Here is a 20,772-nt window from a genome sequence, read left to right as displayed (position 1 = left end):
CGGTCGAAGGCTGACGATCACTGCTTGGAAATGGTCGCTTAGCGGATCGGCTTACGACACACGATGGAAGCTTCAACGCCTGGATGAGTAATCTGATTTGCGACCTAACACCATGCCTGCTAGCGCGCTTTGCGCTAGTCGCTGTTGGGCATTTCCTGTCAGACACCGACCATTTGCATGGTCATGAAGTCCTGATCGAAACTCCAACGATCCTGACTGCCAATGGGGTAGTTCTGCACACCCAACAGCAGCTTGGGGTCGGGTAATTCGCGGCGCACTTGAGTTTCAGGGTTGTGGACAGAAGAGCCAGCGCGTTGCGCTAATCCTCATCTTCGCGCAGCAGTTCTCGCAGATCTGTGGAGAGCGGCATAAGGGAAAAAGCACTGATTCGCGCTCTCCCCGTGTTACCGATCGGCACCCAAATCCTGGAAAACACCAACGCTGCAAACATACGAGGAACCTGTCCAACAACCTCTCGCCAATCCCTGGTGAGTAAACCCACTTTCAACATTATCCAATGGGATCGTGCATGAGCCAGCGGCATACGCTGTGTGAGGATATGAGCACGCTCCAACCAATGGTAAGCAGCCGGGTAGTCCTTGGCTCTTATAGCGAGCCCGGCCTCGTGGAACACCCCAGTGATGGCGCTTCGCAAAACCTCTCTCATGCAGCACCTCGCTTTATTTCTTCAGCAATCGGAGCCCGTTGAGAACCACGAGTAAGCTCACTCCAACGCCCGCAAATACAGCCATCCACATGGTGGCCAAGTCCATCAAGGTGAACACCAGAAACACTGCCTTGATTCCGAACGCGAACCTGATGTTTTGCTAGAAAACCAATGCGGTCTGTCGGAACAGGCGAACAAAGGCCGGGATCTTTCGCAGGTCATCATTCATCAACGCAACGTCTGCCGTTTCAACGGCGCTTCCCGTACCAGCGGCGGCCATGGCAAAGCCGATCTGGGATTTGACAGGGCCGGTGCATCGTTTGGCTGACACGTTAGACTATTGCACTAGAAAAATCGGTTTCACAGGAGCCAGAATCGTGAATTATCTTGAGCATTCAACTGCAAGCTGAGAAGTCTTTGGGGGTTTACCATTGCCCAGGGTGCTGGTAGTACGTAGCGTACCGACTTGGTGGCCATTTCCGAATTGGCTTTTCACCAAGGCTGGCCCAGCTGTGGGGGCTGATTTAACGTAACTGCCAATTCCATGCAGGCAGATATATGGGCTGTTTGGAAGCTTAGGATTTTTCCTCCCGTTCTTGAGCCTTCCTAAAGGCAAGTGCCATCGTCGTATTGGCTGAAGATCGCTGGGATACGCTGTTCGGCTCACTGATGAGTGCTTTTGGGCGTTCGCTCGGCTGCGTAGGGAAGGATGATTTTCCGCGAGTCGTTTTGGTTTTCTTCATACTGATCCTCTGTGTCAGATCATTTCTCGCATCAGCTAGAAGCATGAAGGCGTTAATGGTGATCGGCACGCCATTTGGTAGGAGGATCGACAGTTGATAGCTGGTGTCGGTGCTGGCTTTAATATGAGCAAGGCTTTTCTCGGAAAATACCTGATCGTGCAGATGGTGTTCCACTAGACGCTCTATGTAGAGGCAAATGCGCTGGTCATGCAGCACTACAGTGATCTTGAGGAAGTTTTTGTCGATGCCGACGATCGACTTGATAAGAAACGGCTGCCAACCTGAATTCTGCCAAGCATAGTTGGCACGTTCGATTGTTACGGTAGGGACAGAAGAGATTCTTCCTGGTCGGCTAGTGTTGTCTGTACAAGGGTGTTTGGGCCAAGGAGGGCCTAGCTCGTCGAAGAAGACACGGCCACCATTAGGGGATTGGTAAAAAAATACGGAAGCACCACACACTGGGCAGCTGGCGTTTGGATTGACATAGCTGTCGTAAGTGTTCCACAGCAAGCGTGGCCACCATCTTTCGGGAGCGGGTAAGAAATCGGAAAAGGTCGATCCCCCAGAGTGCCCTTCCCCTCCCCAGCCGCAGGTACAGTTTTGTGGGTGATTCCATGCGTTGCACATAAACACCTCCTCACGGCCATGGTGGCGGAAACGAGTTTACTTAGAGTAAGTCTCAGCGTAGTCTGCAAGCTGAATCCAACATAATTTAAAATAAATCAAATATTTGATCTTAGATTAGTTAAAATATTGTTTCATTGTATATTTAGCATCCTTTTATCGGAGTAACACGTACTATTCGAGCCAGCAAAAGGATTATCCACAGACCACTCATAATCTGGAATATACATATCATTAAATCTCAACCTTAATTTGCCAGCGCATCCACCATAGCTATCATTCCTTACTTCCACTTCAATTACATTCTGACCCTTCTTAAGTTCCCCCAATATATCCAACGCCGGCGGAACCCCTCCATATCTGGCTTCGATTATTTGTTTTTCATTAACTCGTACAATCATTGCATCGTCAACATTTGAAACCTGAGCCTCTGCCTTTTTCAAATTCTCTAACTTCCCATCCCATGGCAGTGAAGGTGGAGGCTGAACATCTGGCTTGTATAAAAATGAACCTGCAACAAATACAATCAAAAAAGTAGCTACTCCTCCTCCCGCACTGAACTCCGCAGTGTACGCTTCAGAGACAAATGGAATCTTACCTTTTGCCGCAGCGTTACCCCCTATGAAAGCCCCAGAAAAAGACAATCCAAATGCAATAATAGTTATAACTATAAACCTGCTGCCTGGCGGGACGACCAGAGCGAAAGTTGACATTATTACAAGCGCCATAAGAAAAAATATCGTCATAGCTCCCAATAGGACGCCTACGATCAACACCCAATTTTTTTCCAGAAACGAGTGTTTACTCTCTAAGTTATATTGGGAAGTATGCTTCATGGTGATACCCCTAACTATGCTGGTGCGCTTTAGGTTTGAGCGTATTAGATAAAAAAAACTCGTCCAGCTTTTTTTATGACGAATTGGAATTAAGACTCCGCGCTAGTGACTATAAATGGGATCATTGCAGATTCCCGCATCTTCTCTGAGACGTTACTAGGTCTGCCAACAAGGTTCATACACCTTCGAAGATACGTTTTTTAGCATGCTATTAATACGCGAATCATGAAAAATTTACACCAAGAAGACTAAAACTGTAAACACGATGAAACAGATAATGGCAATTAGATACCGCCGATCACTTTCCTTACGCCACCCCAAATATTACCTACACTAAATTTTACCATGCTCTTCCGTTAAAATTTATTCATATCACGGAGCTGCTTATTATGTCACCATTAGAAAAGCCAAGACTTAGCACCCAAAAACTTATGGAACTATTAGATCCGTATAATATTGACCGCAAAATGTACCCCCTCATTATAGTTGGCATTAGAGGATACTATAAGGATCAGATGGGCGCCCCAGAGGTAAATGATAGAGGTATATATGACGATGCGATTTTTATCTATTCGCATCAAGCTATGGTAGCCTACAACGGCAATACTGACCCATCTAAGTACCGAAAAGGGGAAGGAGATGGGACTGAAAAAGGAATGGCCTCGCTGAACCCTGGGGTGTGGTACGCACACCGCTTCGACTACCACAAGGGGGATTATCTCGCACTCTGCCAGCGCGAGGGGAAAGTTTCAGTAACTAGAGATGGTACCCCCCCCTATCTAGACACAGGGTACTTTGGCATTAACATCCATCGGGGTGGATATAATACAACTTCAAGTGAAGGATGCCAGACCATTCATCCTTCGCAGTGGGATAGCTTTATACAATTAGCTGAAGACCAAGCAAAACGGTATTACTCCAGCTCATGGAAGTCTGAAATTATCCCGTATGTATTATTGGAACCTGGCACGAGTTTAATTGATGTTTAAAATTCTATATAATAGGCACTTCGCTGCCCATCGTAACAGGCAGTAATCGGCTGAAAACGGCCATTCATTGTTGTCAGTTTTTAGCCGGAGCGCAAGATTGCTAATGCGGTACAAAAGGCCCAGCAGGGCCTTTTGTACTCAAAACCAAAATCAGTTCGTCAGCCAGGATTCAACGGTGTCCGAGCCGTATTCGGCTTTCCATTCCTTCAACGTTTTGTGGTTGCCGCCTTTGGTTTCTACAACTTCGCCGGTGTGCGGATTCTTGTAGATCTTTACTTGGCGAGGCTTTCGGGTTCCAGGTTGCGATTGGGCGGCTGGAGCGCGACGACCAGGCTGTGGATCAAGCAAGTTGATCACGTCTTTCAGGCTGTACCCGTACTTTGCCAACAGATCGCGGAGCTTCGTTTCGAATTCGATTTCTTGCTTCAGACCGGCATCGCCTTTCAGGGCTTCGAGAGCCTGGAGCTGCTCGGCTAGATGTTTTTCGAGCTGACGGAATTCTGCGAGCTTGGACATGATAAATCTCTATGTAGTTAGTCACCTAACAATACACCAAAAACCACAATTTGAAATTAGAGCCAGGGAAGCCCGTGTACGCGAGTCTAGGTTCGCGGCCCTGATTTATTCGTCTTCCGCCAAGAGCGGCTCATTGAGGTCAACATCAATCTGATCGACTAGCGAAAGGATGCGAGCGACCAGACGCGTATCCAAAGGAAGCATTCGCTCCGGATACGCATTCATGTCAGCAGCCAATAGTTCGAGAGTTCGGGATACGGAGGGATGAGCTTCCATCGGTTCAGCGGTCTTGCTCTGAACGCTGTTATCACCAGTGATGATGGGGATACGAGGATCATTCATGATCAACCCTTATGTACTTTCGAAGTCGCAGCAACAGCAGGAATTTCCGCCTATTTGGATGACGACGTGTTGCTCTGATTACAGGGGCTTTTTGAAGTGAAAAATTATGGCTGAGCCATAATTCGGAATAATCCAGTTTTGCCACTTCCCTACCGTTGGTGAAACTCGAATCACCTGCAGCACACAGTCCAAAGTTGATCGGCCTGCGTCGTGATGCGCCTTTATGGTGACAAAACAAGCCGGGAGGCCAAGATCTTGAAAAGCACTGCAAGCATTCGCGCATCTAGCAACGCATGGTGCGGCAGATCAGACAGCTCTATCTGTTCAAGAGCTTCCGCATTCAGCTGATTGAAGAGGCTTGTAAGGTTGGTCGGTTGACTCACAACTTGGACTGGCCAGGGTTGATGATCTGCACAAACGAGATAACGGAAAAACTCCCAATCCCAATGTGGCGCATCTGAACACACCTCAAGCTCCTCGTCGAAGCAGCCTAGAAACTTTCGAAGTGAGGCTCGAGCTTCGACAAGCGACTGACCATATCGCAGAGGATCGAGCTGCGGTAAAACGTTTTGAATGACGAAATCACTGCAGTCATCGACCGAATAGGTATCCGTCAACTCAACGTAAAACTCTTCGCCTGACTCCGATACCAGCGCTAGTGATATCAGCTTCGAGTCCGGATTGAGCTGGGTAAATTCGCAATCTAGGAATATCTTCAACGCCCTTTCCTTTTCAACGATTGTTAGCGTGGCCTGTCATTGGAGCCCGTGTTCGTCCCACTATTTACAGTGCCGATGGATTTTCGAGGAGCGTAACTACCAGGTCGGCCGAGTAAGATGAGGCGCCGCATTTGTGATTGGACGTGGGGTCTGTCAGTCGTCTCCCCAGGGATCGAATTTGTCCCCATACCTAGCGCGTAAGGCGCGATTGCGTTCGATCCGCCTAATCCACGGATCGTAGTCCTCGGGCAGTGCGGCGAGCTTAGCGCTGATGATCATTTGCACCGCTTCATCACGCAGTAACCTGCTGGTCAGCTCGCGGTATTCGCCACGCGTAACCACACCATAAATCGCGTGATTGTCTTTTACATAGAGGTCGGTCAGCCCCACCCGCAGATGGCCATATATCTTTACGTCATCGGGGTAGATGTCCTCTAGGCTGAGGTATCCCATATCGAACTCCGGGCTAAGAATGTACTCGCTGAATAGCACTGCCTGTACGCTCCGCAATGTTCAAAGACGCCACCGATAGCGTGCACCATCATTGAAGTCGTCCCTTCGCGCCAGCGCCTACAAAAACCAGCCAGCAGCAAGCCATTAAGTGTGCGCATGATAGCCTCCGGCACAGACGTAACTGTTGCGAGAGCCCGCTTTGAACACACCTAATGCGCATGCCGATTTCAACACCCTGCTCAACGCTCCGAAATTTTCCGACGATCCAGTTGGGCACCGCCAGAAGAAGCGGTGGCAGCTCATCGCTGAAGACATCTACAAAAGCACGTCCATCGATGCATTGCTCGAAGCAAGAGGTAAGGCCGAGGGCTACATTCACGGATTGGTGGATGCGGGGCATTTATCGACGAGGGACACCGAGCGCGACTATTTTATTTTGAGCATAGTCCAACGGCGGCGAGAGTTTTTGCAGAAACTGCTGAACGAGTACGGTTACTGAGCTAAGGTGAGCTGTGAATCCTTCCGACGGCAAAATGAGCTTCGCGGGATAGAGGCAGTTTGAAGCGCTCTGCACGGCTAACTCGGAGCGCTGCTAATTCAAACTGTATGAGGCCTAGCAAGCGATGTCTCAGAGGTCTGACAGAACGCGGGCGCGGAGCTCATCCTGGACGGCGTTCCACTCTTCTATCGAGATCAGAACAGCGCTCCTTCACTGACCATCGATAAAAACCGGTTTACGCGTCATGATTACCTTCTCGAGCAACTCATCGAAATTTCTCGTTGCCCGAGCAACTGTCCAGCGTTCATCAGCTGCCATGCAGTTCCACTCCCCCAGAACATTCAATCCTCAGATTGGAGACGTTCACCGGAACGAAGCAACTCAAGAAAACTCCGCCGCCCGCCTCCACGTTTGAAGCTTCCAACGAGGTAGTTTCCTTCTCGTGTCTCAAGAAGCCAAAAACGCCCTTCTTTCCATGCCCTTTGGATTTTTTCTGTGCGAATAATTCCGCCATTGGCTGTTCGATACGCGTCGTCTTGCTGCAGCTGATCGAAAGACACGCCAAGGCACCTATCATCAATGATCACTGCATCACTGATAAAAGCCGTAATGGCCACTGTGAATTTTCGGAGACTCGCTTGTACGAGGCGACTCATTTGAAAGTCACTCAGATACTTACTATGAAATTCGACTTCGATAATTTCAGGCATCCGGCCAAAGCTCCAAAATGATTCAACGGGTATTTGCGGCGGTCATTACTTAACCGGCTTTCGTGGAAAGCGCGGCACTCACACTTGGTGCTGTTCTTTGACCTCGACCAAGGAGGTAAACGGCTCTAGAGGCTCCAAACATGAGATGTGTGCAGGTTGCTTGTGCTCAGCCTAGATGCGGTGACAACCCTCTCCTTCACTAACAACAAGGTTGAGCTCAGTGGTCTTTTCATTCCGTCTCCATCAGTGCTCGAAGCCTGGCCTGGAGTTCATCCTGCGTCAGCACTGAGCTAAGGCCCAGGTCAGGATCAGTGCGAATCAGCCGTCGATCGTGATCTGGCCAGCTTTCAAAAGGGTCATCATCCAGGGCGATCCAATTCGTCAGGCCCGCCCTAGTTACTGCAGCACGGATCTGCTGATATCGGCTGTACATGTCATAGCCCTCAAGAGGCGCTCTGGGCATCCTTGAGTGCCACGTACTACTCACGGTGAGAGCCTGCAACTCGGGCGGTAAGGCAGCGTATGCACGGCGATAACCGAGGATGCGCACCCAACTTGTCGATAAGCTGATTTTGACTTGAGGAAATTCCTTCAGTATCTCGACAAGGATTCCGGCATGCATCATGAGTTGCCCGGGTGCACGCAATTCCAAGCCACTCCGCGTACGGTATACGTCGTCCGGGTGCAGCACCCCATCAAAATCGAGAAATAGAACTCGGTCATTCGGCTTCAGCCGGCTAGGTACCAGGAGATTCGAATCAAACATGGTAAAGACTCTCAAAGCCGGCCCTCCTGGAAGTTATCTGCTCACCCTGGAGAGCACTGTCGTATGCGCTCAATCAACTCCGTCCGGAGCTCGTCAAGACTGACTAGGCCATCCACATATCGCTGCAGCTCAGCAAGGTGCGTAGAGGAAGGCCTCACACCTTCGAGTGCCTGACAGCCAAGAACCTCAGCCACTGCTTTTCGACGTCGTTCGCGCTCGTGCTCATCGATTTGCACGTGCCACCTCCCCTTCGCTTAGCCAAAGCCTCCACCAAAGGGGAAGCCTGGCTATGAAGTGCTTACTTAAATGCCTTGCTGAAGCGCTGAGAAAGTGTCACAGCATCGATCACTGCCCAGCTCTCCGGGTCATTGCTCTTCATGATCCAATTGATCGCAATTCCCACCATGACCAACCCGGCCAGGATCCCCTCCCAGAACGCCCAAACGAAGGTTGTCCGAACTAGGTAATCAGGGTCAACGCTTCCGGAAACCAGGTGAATCGGATAGGGAGAAAGGAAGCACCCGGCAATGAACGCCAAGATCATCAAGGGAACTGCATAGACCATCAACATCACCGGCACTTTGATCTGGTACTGCCTCGCTGCTACAAGCTTGCCGTTCGCGCCCTTCATGGCGTAGATGGTGGCTTTGTTTTCAGTTTTGTCTTTTTTCTTTGTGAAGATGCCATATAGGGTCACACGCTCCCCCGCTTCGATCTCTTCAAAAATCTTTCCTGGCAGCAAAACATTCGGCAACACCTGCCCATCGATAACGATGCGCGCGGTCACAGTCCCCTGCTCGGTGGCAATCACTCGTGGCTTCTCGATCACTCCAGTGACCTGCCGGCAATCAAATCGAATCAAAACGTGCTCCTGCAATTTTTTAAGGCGTAGCCACCCGCACTGCCTAAATGGCAGCGTGAGTGAAAGTATTGAGTTTGTTACGCGCGAAACGAGAAAACGGTACTGAGTGCTGCTTGCTTCCTTAAACCATCACCAAGCAATAGGTAGACCGTGCTTTTGGTTTCAAACATGCATGGGTGTTCATGCGATATTCCGAAATTGGTGCGCACCCACTGCCCTGGCTGGAAACGATGTCGGCTGTCACGGACGACTTCATGTGCATAAACGACCGCGGGCAGGATCCCCATAGACGTCAGCTTCTGTTGTTCGTCGTACTTGAGTTGCAATTCGGCAATAATCCACTGCCTCACGAGGCAGAAGGGTTTCCTGGGGAAGGTCTGCTCGGCGAGGTTGATCAGCTGGTCAGGAGTGCCTTGCCAGCCGGGAGCAGCCTCCCCTGCTGCATAAAGAAACTCAGTGACCTCTTCTAGAGTTGCAGCCATGGAACCTCCAGCTCTATCCATCATGAGCGTGCACTCGTATAGATTCGTCCGGCATCAGTGACGAATTCATAAACGGGGTGCACTTCGGTACCAGGCTGCAAGCGAATCTCGGCCAGCACTTCCATCACGTAGCCAGTCTGCTCATTCATCATTGGTGAGGTGATCAGATGGACTTTGTTCACATGCATGAACACCGAGCTGTCGCCGTTATATGCTGCCTTGACGATATCCACATCGCTTACCAGTCGTGCGATCGGGCCTATGCTCCCCTCATCGAGCCCAATGCCTTCGATCAAGAAGCTGAAGCTGCAGCGACTGAGGTTGACTGTGGCCCAGAAGAGCAACGCATCGGGGCCCTTCATAAAGGTACCCCTGAGCTCGCTGCGGTTAGTTAAAAACACGTTCAATCCTAATATCCGAAGACCGCAACGTTGGCGGCACCCTCAAAACTCTACCCAATGAAGCGTTACCCAGCCTTCAGGCGAGCCAATACATGGTGATCGTTCAGCCGAAATGCTTGGCCAGCTATGGCGACCATGCCGGGCTCGGTGAACGTGGCACCACCATCAGTTTCACATAATAGGACATATCCGATGGCGTGAAAATGGCCAATGTGGCTCTATCCTCGCTTTTTGAGGGTTCGTCATGGTCACGAGGCAGTCGCTAGCGGCAGTCCTCCGTGTAGCCCGTTCCATTGCGGGCTCGTCCAGAGAGGACTTGGCCTCCCAGATACATCCGACCTACCTTCACGATCTCGAGAATGCAAAGAGCGGAGCTACGCTTGAAAAGCTCGGCGGTGTGGCATCGGCGCTCGGGTGCGACCCGCTCGCTCTTCTCCTAATTGCGTCTGCACGAGATATGCAGATCAATGATGCTGCTCGCCTGCAGATGCTCGCAGATGAAATCGACCGTCTTACTGACCTAGGGCTCTTGAATAGGCTCGAGGCGCAACTGGAGGGTGGATCGCTCAAATCTCAGCGAAGCGGACGCAGTCTATCTGAGGACAAGTTGCAGGCTGTTCTTCAATGCCGGGAAAAAGGCCTAACCCAAAAGGAAACGGCTAACGTGACAGGCGTATCCCCTTCGACGGTGCATAGAATATGGAAAAGATAGTCAACGCATGAATGATGGATCAAGTATCTAATTGATTTATTTTCTATAATATTTAGCGCTAAGCTTGCGCATCAAGCTAGGGACAACATTTACCCAATGATGGTATTGATCGCCCCGAGGTCGAGGCGATCAGAGCGACCGATAAACCCTGCGGCTACCCTCTAAGAGGAAAGAAACCGTACCGCCCATGGCTTCGGCTTTTGGTAAAGTGCTGATAATTTAACGAAGGAATTATCGACATATCCGGTTCTTTGTTTTCAAAAATAATGACCTGGCACCCTGTAAAATTGTCAGCGATGTCTCGGTAGAATGCGTAGATCAGATCACCAGCAACCTCATCACGATCGTCCTCTGGGGTATCGTCACCTTCTTTGTAGGTAGTTAGTGGCGAATCAAGGACTACAAAACCAGGATGCCGGCCTGAGAGTCTGAGCAAATTCATAAGACCGAGAACAAAGGCAGAGAACGCAATCGCTCGATACCCCTTACCAAAGTTACCTCTTGCGCTACCCCCTATGACTATATCCCTGGCAACCATATCAAACTCTACGGGCAGGTAATTAGGGTAACCCCAGCGCTTAAGTATTGATTGAATTTCCTCTATCAGAGGTTTAGCTGCTTCCATGAAGCTTTCAGCGGTGAACTCTGATTGTTCCTCCAAAAGCAGAACACCTAGCCTTTTCAGTTCATCACTCAGCTTGCTCTTCGCTTGAACCTGCTGATCCAAGGTAGTCAAGTCGGATTGGACGCACGCCAGTAGCTCTTTCAGGTCACTTACACTTTGGACAAACCCTTGAAGTCCAGATGCTATTTTTTTCTCCAGTACTGCAATGCTAGTTTTGATAGACAACGAACTCGCAGTGTTGCGCTCAATCGAAATCGAGAGAGAGTTTTTCGCCTCTGAAAGCTCATTAAGATTTTCAGCAATTCGAGTGAGTTCGAACGCGACTCCTTGCTGCACATTCTCTATATTAGATTCGCATGAATCAGAACCGAAGTGGTTGCCACATGTAGGGCAAGGAACCGCTACAACAGCGTCAAGCAGAGTTGCGGCCTGCTCGATACCGAGAAGACGTTGGCGATCAGACTCGTACTTTTCACCTAACATACCAAATCGCAGGAGTAGACTTTTATCCTCAGAAAGCCTCTCCTCAACCTCAGCCAGATCGGTGATCAAATCCGTCTTCTCGTTAAACCGGTCGTTGTTGGATTCAAATCCCGCAGCGAGTTCGGCCTCCGCTACTTCCAATGCATCTGCTACTTCGTGACGAAAAGCGTTGAGTTTCTGCAGTTGTGTGAGCTGTACAGCATCATCTCCAGGATAAAATTTCGCAATAATATCCTCAACAGCACTCACTTTGTGCTTTAGGGTATCTTTCGACGCTAAATCTTTCTTCGCCCCTTTAACAGCTGCATCATCACTGCCCGTTAGCAGCAGTTTCAGAATTGATTTCTCTTTGGTGCGCTCCAAATACTGACCAGTACCCAAAGGTGAATACTCAGCCACAATCCTAGACTCATCAATCACGAAAATTTTTTCAAGATCACGTAACGAAAATGCACTGCTTCTTAACGACTCGGCGCCTAAGAGTAGAGTTTTTTTATCCAGCCCTATCCTATTCAAGAACTGATTAGATAGCGTACTACTATTTTTAGGATTGTGTTTTACGCCTAGAATAGAAATCTTTCCCTTCTCATCAGTCAGCGTCACCTTGGCTTCAGCCTCAAGGGGCCTTTCTATCGTAAAACAAGAACCATCGTCGTTAACGAACTTCACTGTTACTGTCGTGTAATCTTTAGACAAAGCAATCGGTTTCGGCGGATTTTTTGAACCTAAAACAAACTTAATGCATTGAACAATATAAGATTTACCAGTATCTGAGCCACCTTGAACAACATTGGCGCCCTTTGAGAAAAAAACAGAGGCATCTGGCAGATTTGGCCCACTAACTACAACACTCTCGATAAACATCAGACCACCCTGTCCAATTTGTAAGTCATTCGCTTTTGAACTCTAAGGCGTTCAATATTTTCTGCGATCCAGGGCACGCGACTGGCAAAATTTCTGTGATACGGAGATGATAGCCTTTCAGCGAATTCCCGCCCCTCAAGAGTTATTGAGTACCGCACACCCAACTCGTCGACTTGTGTGGTGAGCAGCCCTTTCGACGCATACAGTTTTATCGAGTCAGGAAATATCTCACGCCTACGCACTAGTTCAGCCAGGCGATTGAGCAATGCAGGGTGAAGGCTCTCCTCCCCTTGAAAATCACGACTATAAATCAGCGCATAATCAAAAAAAACCAGATCATCTAGGCTTAACTTAAGATTAAGCCCGGATAAAAGAAGGACTATTCTTGCGCCAACTTCAACTGAGCTATTGAAAACTTCCTTTGAGATCACAACCTACCCCTCCGCAATCCATTCTATTCTGCCGTCATTCACTAGCTGATGGCATATGCCTTTTCTATCTGTGTGCAGTATAAATTTAAATAACGGATGTGAATCTAAAGGTATAATGCCCGCATGCTTAGTTGTCGCTACAAATCGAGCAAAGCCATCACGGTGTTCTTCAAGAACTACGCCCTCCAAGGCCTCATAGCACTCGTCTTTTAAGCTGCTATAACAACCATCAGGAAAGCCATCACGAGAAAAACGCTCCAAATATTCAGCGCTAAAAAAGTGAACTCTGGCGCGGTTCAGCATGTCGGAGTTTTTGCTATCTCTAGCCTCTTCAAGCGTGTATTCTTTTTTATCCCTTTGAGACAAAATTTTTACAAGAGCCTCTAAATATACTTTTTCATTTTTCCCCACTGATGTGGGAGCCTCCTTCAAAACGACAGGACGCTTCAAGTGATAGCTACCAAATCGCGTCGAATGAAATGGCGTCTTCTGATGCTTATTGATAACTTCTTGCAAAGACATTTCATCAACGAACGAGAAATCTATCCCATTAAGATATGTCAGCAGATCGCCTTCCAAACGGATCTCTTGTTTCTTAGTAATCCCAGCACGGCAGATCTTATCCCAACGAGCTATAATCTCTGACTTAACCCTAGACTTATTCTCAAAAACATCTATACAGCTGGGGCTGCAGCCTCGCGGGGTTACAAAAAAGTACTTCCGTGGTAGAGTGTAGTCTCCCTTCCACGTATAAAACACCAGCTTACCCAACTCAGCCACAACATCTGCAACGCTCAACTTGTTCGCGTAGTGCTTGCATTGATAGTTATCCCAACCACCTGACGAATATCGAGCGATGACATCACGTCCTTTATCTCCTGCCCCTGCGCACCTTGTCACCTTCTGGTAATCGTTATCCAGATAGTAGGCAAGCTCCTCAGTAAACTTCTCCCACTCATCTGGCGACATTAAAGTCAGTCGATCCAATGGGCGAACCGGCTCACCCGCTTTCACATCAAGAGCAGTGAGCATGAACTCTGAAGCAGGAGCATACTCGATAGGATTCTCGTCATCAGACATCAGCCGACCTCTTCTAAGCACACACCATCAAGTTATTAGAAGCAAACACAATCACAATCCGAGATCGCGCTCTAGCTGACTAGCAGCCATTTCTTTTGGCATCCGCTGCAAAATCTTGCGGGGATCATCTCGCAGAGCACTAATCACTTTACTCAAAAGTTGTTGATTAATTTCCATATTTTCCGAAAGCCTTTCAATCACGACCTCGGCAGATACATCGGCCCCCTCCAGCGCAATTGTCAATGCCGCACGCGCAGCCCCTATTGGCTTGTCCATCGCATATTCGACTAAATCGGCTCGGTTGAATGTATAGCCTGGCTTAACTTCGTCCATTTTCTGAACTCCAAGATCGCATTTATAAGTCCTGACTGGTAAGTCAGCCGGCATAACCACTAAGTGATCACCCTTTGATGATGGCACGATAATATCTCGTTAAGCGATATAGAGGTAGCCAGAAAATGGTGGTGGAGACGCAAGCGTGAGCCTGTCAAAAGAAGGTGGAAATGACACCGTTGTCACGGTCGACACCTAGTTACCTGGATGATCCTTTGCAGTCACAGCGCGCCAAATGCACCATTAGCCTTAGGGTTTTGATATGTCGAGCTTAGTATCGCTCGACGCCCCGTGGATCTCGACAGTGCAGGGCTACCTAAGCAAGGATTTCTGACCAGCTGAAAGCGGGTTTCAGCGTGCTCGAGGCGGCGATTTGGAGGGCTTGCGAGCAAAATGTAAACCTGGAAGGGGCCGGAACACGTGGCCTAGAGGAGAATCGCGGTCTCGACGCGGGCGCTTCGCCGATAACACCGCGAGAATGGGTTTACATTTGGCGTTCGGAAAGGCTGAACCAGAAGGGGTTTACTTTTTTGGCGGGATCAATGCTAAGATTGGTTCAGTGAGAAGGTACTAGGCAGCCAGAAGCGCCCTAGCTACGGCGGATCCCTCTATAAATCCGTGATTTCGTTCTACTCCCATGGGACGTTTACGTTCTCCCCTATTAAAAAATAGCGTCGTGGTAAAGCGATCGCACAAGACCACCGCGCCTCGGGCCAGCGCCGGGCGGATCACCTCGGCCAGATGCTGGGCGCGCGCGGCAAACACCAACAGCAGCTCGGTGTCAGGGTTCATGACCTCATCGACCGGGGCCAACAGCACATCACGGATCCGTTCAGCCAAGGGCGTGCCACCGGGTTCCCGGGTCAACACCACCTCGATCCCGGCGGCGCGCAGACGCTCGGCCAGGTATTCGCGATTGGTGCTCTTGCCGGCACCTTCCGGGCCTTCCAGGGTAATAAACAAGCCAGTCACAGGCAGTCCTTAGTCAGAGTCATTGCGGGCTTTGCGGCGCGGGAGCATCCGCTTCGGGTGCTGGCGCCGGCTCTTGTTCCGGCTCTTGTTCCGAGCCTTGCACGGAGTCTTGTACGGAGTCTTGCGGCACTACTGCCGGCAGGTCTTCGGGCGCGACGTTGGGCGAAGCCGCCGGAATTGGCGCCTGGACATCCTCGGTCGGCGGCGCAACGGCCGGCGCAGGGCTGGAACGGTAATCGGCACGTCGATTGATCTGGAACTCGCGCACCGCATTGTTGTGGGCGTCCAGATCATCGGAAAACACGTGGCTGCCATCACCGCGCGCGACAAAATACAGGCTGTTGCCGTTCGCCGGATTCAGCGCCGCATGGATCGCTTCGCGGCCCACCATCGCAATCGGCGTCGGCGGCAGGCCAGCAATCATGTAAGTGTTATAGGGCGTCGGTTCCTTGAGGTGAGCGCGGGTCAACTTGCCGTTGTAACGGTCACCCAGACCATAAATCACGGTCGGATCGGTCTGCAACAGCATGCCCATCTCCATGCGCCGCACGAACACGCCGGCAATCTGCCGACGCTCCTGCGGCACACCGGTTTCCTTCTCCACCAGCGAGGCCATGATCAGCGCCTGATAGGGGTCCTTGTAGGGAGCTTCGGCAGAACGCTGATTCCATTCCTTGGCGAGGACCTCATCGAGGCGGTCGTAAGCTTTCTTGAGCAGATCGGCGTCGCTCATGCCGCGCACGAAACGATAGGTGTCGGGGAAGAATCGTCCTTCGGGAAAAACCCCGCTGTGGCCCAGTTTGTCCATCACTTGGCTGTCGCTCAGACCCGTCAGGGTCTGTTCGAGTTTTTCATCCTTGGCCAGCGCTGCGCGAACCTGATGGAAATTCCAGCCTTCGACCAGCGTCAGACTGTATTGCACCATTTCTCCGCGCTTCCACAGGTCGATCAGCCCATTGACTGTCATACCCGGCACCATGCGGTACTCACCGCTGTGCAACGGTTGCCCTGCCAGATTAAAGCGCCAATACACGCGCAGCCAGAAAGCGTCTTTGATGACGCCATCGGCTTCGAGTCGAAGGAAGGTGCGGTTTGGCGTAGTGCCTTTGGGCACTTCCAGCAGCTCTTCCTGGGCGATGTTCAGCGGCTGTTTCAGCGCCGAATCGATTTTCCAGGCGCAAGCGCCGGCCAACAGCCCCGCCAGAACCAATCCGGTTTCCAGCAGCAGCAAGAATTTACGTCTCACGAATCAAGCATCCAGTAGCGCACGGGCAATGGTTTGGAGTTTACGGGTGAGCGGCCCAACCGGCCAGCTCAGTGCGGCATAGGCGCGCACCGGCCAAACGCCATACACGCTGTTGCAGACAAAGACCTCGTCAGCCCATTGCAGCTGCTCGAGGGTGATATCAGTGATTTGCGTGGGAATTCCCAATGACTTGGCTTGAAACAATAATTCGGCACGCATCACGCCCGCCACGCCACAGCGTTTGAGATTGGCGGTCACCAGCACGCCATCGCGTACCAGGAACAGATTGCTGAACACACCTTCGATCACCCGCCCGACCTGATCCAGCATCAAGCCTTCGGCATGCTCGGCGTCCTGCCATTCGGCACGAGCGATCACTTGCTCCAGACGGTTCAAATGCTTGAGACCGGCGAGCAGTGGTTGTTTGGAAAGCCGCGTTGCACAAGGGAACAGACGAACGCCCTGCTCCGCATGAACAGCCGGATAAGGCGCGGGAGGATTGCCTTGCAGAATGCGTCGAGCCTGAGCCGAGGGATCGACGGCGTAACCGCGCAGACTGTCGCCGCGGGTGAGGATCAGTTTGAGCATGCCCTCGCCTAGCGCAGCGGCGTAGGCCAGCAGCTCTGCGCGGATCAGTTGATGATTAGCGGCAATCGCCAAGCGCGAACAACCCTCCGCCAGACGCGACAAATGTCGATCCAGCAGCAGCGGCTGCCCGCCCTTGACCGCAATGGTCTCGAACAGACCATCACCGTAAGCCAGGCCGCGATCCTTCAGCGACAAAGCGTCAGCCGGTTGACCGTCGACCCAGCTGTCCATCAGTCAGCGAACCGGCGGAACACCAGCGAGCCATTGGTACCGCCAAATCCGAAGGAGTTGGACAGCACCACGTCGATATCCATGCCCCGCGCGGTGTGGGGTACGAAGTCGAGGTCGCAGCCTTCGTCCGGCTCATCGAGGTTGATGGTCGGTGGCGCGACCTGGCTGTTGATTGCCAGCACACTGAAAATCGCCTCGACCGCGCCCGCTGCACCCAACAGGTGACCGGTCATGGACTTGGTCGAACTGACCGCCAGCTTGTAGGCGTGATCGCCGAACACGGATTTGATCGCACAGGCTTCGGCGAGGTCGCCAGCGGAGGTCGAAGTGCCGTGGGCGTTGATGTACTGAACCTGATCGCTGTTGATCTTCGCATCACGCAAGGCATTGGTGATGCAACGCGCAGCACCCGCGCCATCGGCCGGTGGCGAGGTCATGTGGTAAGCATCGCCACTGGTGCCGAAACCGATCAGTTCGGCGTAGATGGTCGCGCCCCGCGCCTTGGCGTGCTCCAGTTCTTCGAGCACCAGTGCGCCGGCGCCGTCGGACAGCACGAAGCCATCACGGCCCTTGTCCCATGGACGACTGGCACGGGTCGGCTCGTCGTTGCGGGTCGACAGTGCGCGGGAGGCACCGAAGCCGCCCATGCCCAGACCACACGCGGCCATCTCGGCACCACCGGCGATCATCACGTCGGCTTCGTCGTACATGATGTTGCGTGCCGCCATGCCGATGCAGTGCGTACCGGTGGTACACGCCGTGGCGATGGCGTAGTTAGGTCCCTGTGCCCCCAAGTGAATGGACAGGAAACCGGAAATCATATTGATGATCGAGCCTGGCACGAAAAACGGAGAAATCCGTCGTGGGCCGGAATCATGCAATGTGCGGCTAGTCTCTTCGATATTGGTCAGACCGCCAATACCCGAGCCCATAGCCACGCCGATACGCTCACGATTGGCGTCGGTGACCTCAAGGCCTGCGTTACGCACGGCTTGAAAACCTGCAGCCAGACCGTATTGAATGAACAGGTCGAGTTTGCGAGCTTCCTTGACCGACAGGTATTCCTCGACATTGAAGCCCTTTACCGAGCCGCCAAAACGGGTGGAATAGGCAGAAAGGTCGGTGTGTTCGATCAGACCAATGCCACTGCGGCCAGCCAGAATGCCCTGCCAGCTGCTCGGCACATCCGTGCCCAGTGGCGACAACATACCCATACCGGTGACTACGACGCGTCTACGCGACACAGCACTCTCCTTTTTCAAATGACGACTTTGCATCAGGCCTAAAGAAAAAACCGCACGCCGTGATGGCAGTGCGGTTTTTCCATGACAGCGAGCGACGACTAAAAACTATTACGCCTGGTGGCTGGTAACGTAGTCGATTGCTGCTTGTACAGTAGTGATCTTCTCAGCTTCTTCGTCAGGGATTTCGGTCTCGAATTCCTCTTCCAGAGCCATCACCAGCTCAACAGTGTCAAGGGAGTCGGCACCCAGGTCTTCAACGAAGGAAGCAGTGTTGACCACTTCTTCTTCTTTAACGCCCAGTTGCTCAGCAACGATTTTCTTGACGCGCTCTTCGATGGTGCTCATACCTTGTTTTCACTCCTAATGGACAAATTCAGGCAGCTGGCCGGTGGGTAAGTGTATAGAAAGACTTTTCAGTTTTTCAACTGAAAGCTTCACTCCTCAAACCCGGCGACCCTCTGTCTATAAATAGATTGCAGCTTTATAACGGATTTTAGACAGCTCGTATGACATTTTTTTGAAGCAATCCGTCACATTTAACTCATGTACATCCCGCCGTTCACCGGGATTGTAGCCCCAGTAACGTAAGCCGCACCGTCAGATGCAAGAAAAGCGACCACAGACGCGATCTCTTGAGCTTGCCCCAGACGACCCAGCGGAATTTGCGTCTGCAAGGCTTCACGCTGCGCCTCGGGCAGTTCACGGGTCATATCGGTGTCAATGAACCCAGGGGCCACCGAGTTTACCGTAATCGAACGCGAACCGACTTCACGCGCCAGTGCACGGCTGAAACCTTCCAGACCGGCCTTGGCGGCAGCGTAGTTTACTTGGCCTGCGTTGCCCATGGCACCCACAACCGAACCAATACTGATAATTCGTCCCCAACGGGCTTTGGTCATGCCGCGCAAAACGCCCTTGGACAGGCGGAACAGGCTGTTCAGATTGGTATCGACGACATCGTGCCATTCGTCATCTTTCATGCGCATCATCAGATTATCGCGGGTGATACCGGCATTATTGACCAGGATCAACGGCGCACCGAATTGCTCCTGAATGCTCGCCAGCACGGCCGCTACGGACTCGTCGCTGGTGACATTGAGTTCCAGGCCAGTGCCCTGAATACCGTTTTCTTTCAGGGTCGCAGCGATACGCTCGGCCCCTGAAGCGGAAGTCGCGGTACCAATGACAATGGCACCCTGACGACCCAATTCCAGAGCGATAGCCTGGCCGATACCACGGCTGGCACCAGTGACCAATGCAACTTTACCTTGCAGACTCATGCAAGCTTCTCCTTGTTCAGGCCAGCGCTGCGCGGGCGGCAGCGAAAGCGTCTGGGGTATTGAGGTTAGAGGTCGACACGCCTTCGGCGCAACGTTTGTTCAAACCGGCCAGTACTTTGCCAGGGCCGCACTCGACCAGATTGGTCGCACCTTTGGCTGCCAGCGCCTGGACCGATTCGACCCAGCGTACAGGCTTATAGAGCTGTTCAAGCAGATCGCGCTTGAGGGTTTCCAGATCCGCCGGCACGTTGGCGCTGACGTTCTGCACCACAGGGATCTGCGGCGCCTGCCAGTCGATCGCGGCGATCGATTCGGCGAACCGCTCAGCGGCTGGGCGCATCAATTCGCAGTGGGACGGTACGCTGACCGGCAATGGCATGGCGCGCTTGGCGCCACGTGCCTTGCAGCCCTCGATGGCGCGCTCGACCGCCGCCTTGGCGCCAGCGATCACTACCTGGCCCGGGGAGTTGAAGTTGACCGCGCTAACCACTTCGCCTTGCGCCGCTTCGGCACAGGCTGCCAGCACATCCGCATCTTCCAGACCAAGGATCGCGGCCATGCCGCCCTGCCCGGCCGGAACAGCCTCTTGCATCAGCTGACCGCGACGCTCTACCAATTTCACTGCGTCGCCCAGACTCAGACTGCCTGCAGCCACCAAGGCGCTGTATTCGCCCAGGCTGTGACCGGCAACGTACGCCGGACGCGCGCCGCCTTCAGCCAGCCACAGACGCCACAAGGCGATCGAGGCGGTCAGAATGGCCGGCTGGGTTTTATCGGTTTGATTGAGTTGTTCTTCCGGCCCTTGCTGGGTCAGTGCCCACAGGTCGTAACCCAGAGCATCGGAAGCTTCTTTGAATGTTTCGAGGACCACCGGATGTTGCGCGCCCAACTCGGCCAGCATGCCGAGGGACTGCGAACCCTGTCCTGGAAAGACGAATGCGAGGGAAGCAGACATGTAACAAGCCCCTAATGATCTTGTCGTCGGAGAATGACGCCCCGTTTCCGGAACGCAAGAAACTCACAGTTGGATGGCCCATTGAACTGAGCGGTCACATTTAAGCATTGTCCGACGAA

Annotated in this window: 26 protein-coding genes and 2 pseudogenes; 3 read left to right on the top strand and 25 right to left on the bottom strand. The window is 52.0% G+C overall.

The features are described 5' to 3' along the window. Positions 1–319: 319 nt before the first annotated feature. The 4 genes and pseudogenes from ABH909_RS11095 to ABH909_RS11080 all read right to left on the bottom strand — a co-directional run bounded on the left by ABH909_RS11095 (position 320) and on the right by ABH909_RS11080 (position 2,870). Complete coding sequence (locus tag ABH909_RS11095) at positions 320–667, bottom strand: DUF3703 domain-containing protein (RefSeq protein ID WP_429433047.1); 348 nt, start codon at positions 665–667, stop codon at positions 320–322. Between the two features lie 13 nt (positions 668–680). Then, positions 681–988 (bottom strand): annotated as a pseudogene (locus tag ABH909_RS11090) (heavy metal translocating P-type ATPase); the annotation flags it as partial. Between the two features lie 254 nt (positions 989–1,242). After that, positions 1,243–2,037 (bottom strand): hypothetical protein, encoded by a 795-nt coding sequence (locus tag ABH909_RS11085; protein WP_429433045.1) that lies wholly within the window; start codon positions 2,035–2,037, stop codon positions 1,243–1,245. 131 nt (positions 2,038–2,168) lie between these two features. Continuing rightward, entirely contained in the window at positions 2,169–2,870 is a 702-nt protein-coding gene (locus tag ABH909_RS11080) for a hypothetical protein (protein WP_429433043.1), read from the bottom strand. A gap of 389 nt (positions 2,871–3,259) precedes the next feature. Here ABH909_RS11080 and ABH909_RS11075 point away from each other — a divergent pair, with 389 nt between their 5' ends. Continuing rightward, positions 3,260–3,859 (top strand): hypothetical protein, encoded by a 600-nt coding sequence (locus tag ABH909_RS11075; RefSeq protein ID WP_429433041.1) that lies wholly within the window; start codon positions 3,260–3,262, stop codon positions 3,857–3,859. A gap of 150 nt (positions 3,860–4,009) precedes the next feature. Here the strand turns inward: ABH909_RS11075 and ABH909_RS11070 are convergent, their stop codons facing one another. The 4 genes from ABH909_RS11070 to ABH909_RS11055 form a co-directional block, all read right to left on the bottom strand. Next, complete coding sequence (locus tag ABH909_RS11070) at positions 4,010–4,375, bottom strand: histone-like nucleoid-structuring protein, MvaT/MvaU family (protein ID WP_429433039.1); 366 nt, start codon at positions 4,373–4,375, stop codon at positions 4,010–4,012. Positions 4,376–4,480: 105 nt separating this feature from the next. Next, on the bottom strand, positions 4,481–4,717 hold the full coding sequence (locus ABH909_RS11065) for a type II toxin-antitoxin system PrlF family antitoxin (protein WP_429433037.1): 237 nt from the start codon (positions 4,715–4,717) through the stop codon (positions 4,481–4,483). A 221-nt stretch (positions 4,718–4,938) separates the two neighbouring features. Next, positions 4,939–5,436, bottom strand: a complete 498-nt coding sequence (locus ABH909_RS11060; protein WP_429433035.1) for a 3'-5' exoribonuclease domain-containing protein — start codon at positions 5,434–5,436, stop codon at positions 4,939–4,941. A 153-nt stretch (positions 5,437–5,589) separates the two neighbouring features. Next, the gene (locus ABH909_RS11055; RefSeq protein ID WP_429433033.1) at positions 5,590–5,889 is read right to left on the bottom strand and encodes a hypothetical protein; all 300 of its coding nucleotides are present in this window, start codon (positions 5,887–5,889) and stop codon (positions 5,590–5,592) included. A gap of 199 nt (positions 5,890–6,088) precedes the next feature. Between ABH909_RS11055 and ABH909_RS11050 the strand changes: the two genes are divergently transcribed. Then, positions 6,089–6,388 (top strand): hypothetical protein, encoded by a 300-nt coding sequence (locus ABH909_RS11050; protein ID WP_429433031.1) that lies wholly within the window; start codon positions 6,089–6,091, stop codon positions 6,386–6,388. A gap of 341 nt (positions 6,389–6,729) precedes the next feature. Here ABH909_RS11050 and ABH909_RS11045 read toward each other — a convergent pair whose 3' ends face one another. The 6 genes from ABH909_RS11045 to ABH909_RS11020 all read right to left on the bottom strand — a co-directional run bounded on the left by ABH909_RS11045 (position 6,730) and on the right by ABH909_RS11020 (position 9,570). Further along, entirely contained in the window at positions 6,730–7,098 is a 369-nt protein-coding gene (locus ABH909_RS11045; protein WP_429433030.1) for a hypothetical protein, read from the bottom strand. A gap of 229 nt (positions 7,099–7,327) precedes the next feature. Then, positions 7,328–7,864 carry an HAD domain-containing protein gene (locus ABH909_RS11040; RefSeq protein WP_429433028.1) on the bottom strand — a complete coding sequence of 179 codons (537 nt, stop codon included), beginning with the start codon at positions 7,862–7,864 and terminating at the stop codon, positions 7,328–7,330. A 41-nt stretch (positions 7,865–7,905) separates the two neighbouring features. After that, positions 7,906–8,058, bottom strand: coding sequence for a hypothetical protein (locus tag ABH909_RS11035; RefSeq protein ID WP_429439829.1), 153 nt, complete (start codon positions 8,056–8,058; stop codon positions 7,906–7,908). A gap of 104 nt (positions 8,059–8,162) precedes the next feature. After that, the gene (locus tag ABH909_RS11030; protein ID WP_429433026.1) at positions 8,163–8,726 is read right to left on the bottom strand and encodes a hypothetical protein; all 564 of its coding nucleotides are present in this window, start codon (positions 8,724–8,726) and stop codon (positions 8,163–8,165) included. Between the two features lie 77 nt (positions 8,727–8,803). Continuing rightward, complete coding sequence (locus ABH909_RS11025) at positions 8,804–9,208, bottom strand: DUF6957 family protein (RefSeq protein WP_429433025.1); 405 nt, start codon at positions 9,206–9,208, stop codon at positions 8,804–8,806. Positions 9,209–9,228: 20 nt separating this feature from the next. Next, positions 9,229–9,570 (bottom strand): hypothetical protein, encoded by a 342-nt coding sequence (locus tag ABH909_RS11020; RefSeq protein ID WP_429433024.1) that lies wholly within the window; start codon positions 9,568–9,570, stop codon positions 9,229–9,231. A gap of 283 nt (positions 9,571–9,853) precedes the next feature. Here ABH909_RS11020 and ABH909_RS11015 point away from each other — a divergent pair, with 283 nt between their 5' ends. Beyond that, positions 9,854–10,321 (top strand): helix-turn-helix domain-containing protein, encoded by a 468-nt coding sequence (locus ABH909_RS11015; protein WP_429433022.1) that lies wholly within the window; start codon positions 9,854–9,856, stop codon positions 10,319–10,321. Positions 10,322–10,475: 154 nt separating this feature from the next. Here the strand turns inward: ABH909_RS11015 and ABH909_RS11010 are convergent, their stop codons facing one another. The 11 genes and pseudogenes from ABH909_RS11010 to fabD form a co-directional block, all read right to left on the bottom strand. Next, the gene (locus ABH909_RS11010) at positions 10,476–12,293 is read right to left on the bottom strand and encodes a hypothetical protein (protein WP_429433020.1); all 1,818 of its coding nucleotides are present in this window, start codon (positions 12,291–12,293) and stop codon (positions 10,476–10,478) included. After that, the gene (locus tag ABH909_RS11005) at positions 12,293–12,724 is read right to left on the bottom strand and encodes an ABC-three component system middle component 2 (RefSeq protein WP_429433018.1); all 432 of its coding nucleotides are present in this window, start codon (positions 12,722–12,724) and stop codon (positions 12,293–12,295) included. Before ABH909_RS11005 ends, ABH909_RS11010 begins: the two co-directional genes overlap by 1 nt. Before the next feature lie 3 nt (positions 12,725–12,727). Then, the gene (locus tag ABH909_RS11000; RefSeq protein ID WP_429433016.1) at positions 12,728–13,804 is read right to left on the bottom strand and encodes an ABC-three component system protein; all 1,077 of its coding nucleotides are present in this window, start codon (positions 13,802–13,804) and stop codon (positions 12,728–12,730) included. Positions 13,805–13,855: 51 nt separating this feature from the next. Then, the gene (locus ABH909_RS10995; RefSeq protein WP_429433014.1) at positions 13,856–14,137 is read right to left on the bottom strand and encodes a hypothetical protein; all 282 of its coding nucleotides are present in this window, start codon (positions 14,135–14,137) and stop codon (positions 13,856–13,858) included. A gap of 654 nt (positions 14,138–14,791) precedes the next feature. Continuing rightward, a pseudogene (gene tmk, locus ABH909_RS10990) lies at positions 14,792–15,109 on the bottom strand (dTMP kinase); the annotation flags it as partial. Positions 15,110–15,128: 19 nt separating this feature from the next. Continuing rightward, positions 15,129–16,355 (bottom strand): endolytic transglycosylase MltG, encoded by a 1,227-nt coding sequence (mltG, locus tag ABH909_RS10985; protein WP_429433012.1) that lies wholly within the window; start codon positions 16,353–16,355, stop codon positions 15,129–15,131. Positions 16,356–16,358: 3 nt separating this feature from the next. After that, complete coding sequence (gene pabC / locus ABH909_RS10980; RefSeq protein ID WP_429433010.1) at positions 16,359–17,174, bottom strand: aminodeoxychorismate lyase; 816 nt, start codon at positions 17,172–17,174, stop codon at positions 16,359–16,361. Further along, complete coding sequence (gene fabF / locus ABH909_RS10975) at positions 17,174–18,418, bottom strand: beta-ketoacyl-ACP synthase II (RefSeq protein ID WP_008067780.1); 1,245 nt, start codon at positions 18,416–18,418, stop codon at positions 17,174–17,176. The genes pabC and fabF overlap by 1 nt, the downstream gene beginning before the upstream one ends. 108 nt (positions 18,419–18,526) lie before the next feature. Continuing rightward, positions 18,527–18,763, bottom strand: coding sequence for an acyl carrier protein (acpP, locus tag ABH909_RS10970; RefSeq protein ID WP_003175607.1), 237 nt, complete (start codon positions 18,761–18,763; stop codon positions 18,527–18,529). Positions 18,764–18,954: 191 nt separating this feature from the next. Beyond that, positions 18,955–19,698, bottom strand: coding sequence for a 3-oxoacyl-ACP reductase FabG (gene fabG, locus ABH909_RS10965; RefSeq protein WP_192343996.1), 744 nt, complete (start codon positions 19,696–19,698; stop codon positions 18,955–18,957). A 16-nt stretch (positions 19,699–19,714) separates the two neighbouring features. Then, positions 19,715–20,653, bottom strand: coding sequence for an ACP S-malonyltransferase (gene fabD / locus ABH909_RS10960; RefSeq protein WP_429433008.1), 939 nt, complete (start codon positions 20,651–20,653; stop codon positions 19,715–19,717). Positions 20,654–20,772 lie beyond the last annotated feature (119 nt).

Source organism: Pseudomonas sp. BS3782 TE3695 (assembly GCF_050435305.1).
GTDB lineage: Bacteria > Pseudomonadota > Gammaproteobacteria > Pseudomonadales > Pseudomonadaceae > Aquipseudomonas.
This window is presented reverse-complemented; position numbering and strand designations above follow the sequence as displayed.